The organism is Chryseomicrobium imtechense (assembly GCF_041475995.1).
Classification (GTDB): domain Bacteria; phylum Bacillota; class Bacilli; order Bacillales_A; family Planococcaceae; genus Chryseomicrobium; species Chryseomicrobium aureum.
This window is the reverse complement of record NZ_JBGOBM010000043.1, coordinates 1-470: the sequence shown is the minus strand read 5'-3', so window position 1 is coordinate 470 and position 470 is coordinate 1. Positions and strand designations below refer to the sequence as shown.

The 470-nt window shown below is 47.7% G+C and carries 1 protein-coding gene; it reads left to right on the top strand.

Annotated features, from left to right (window positions below):
• The coding region (locus tag AB5N96_RS13510) for a transposase (protein WP_499705761.1) at window positions 1-470 on the top strand (470 nt) is incomplete at both ends.

Genomic DNA, 470 nt, shown 5'->3' with positions numbered 1-470 from the left:
GCGGGATATGGCAGCGAGCCGAACTACAACGACATCTTAGTGAAACGCCAAAAGACACCACTCATCACCTATGGTCATTATCTTCGAGAACAGAAGAGGTCGTATAAAAACAACCCATTCCAGACAGCGAACTGGACCTATGACGAATCAACCGATTCCTACGAATGTCCAAACTCTAAACGACTCAACTTCTCCCATATGAGCGTCCGCAGAGACAAGACGGGCTTCGAACGCCACTTCAAAGTATATCGAGCAGAAGATTGTGGTGGTTGTCCATTCCGGTCGCAGTGTACAAGGGCATATGAGGGAACTAATCGCACGATGTCTGTGAATGTCACCTGGGAAGAGCAAAAAGAATATGTGAGAACCAAGCTTTCGGATGAAGAAACCGGCTCTATCTATCGTCGTCGCAAGACGGACGTGGAACCAGTTTTTGGATTCTTGAAGGCTAATTTGGGTTTCACTCGCGC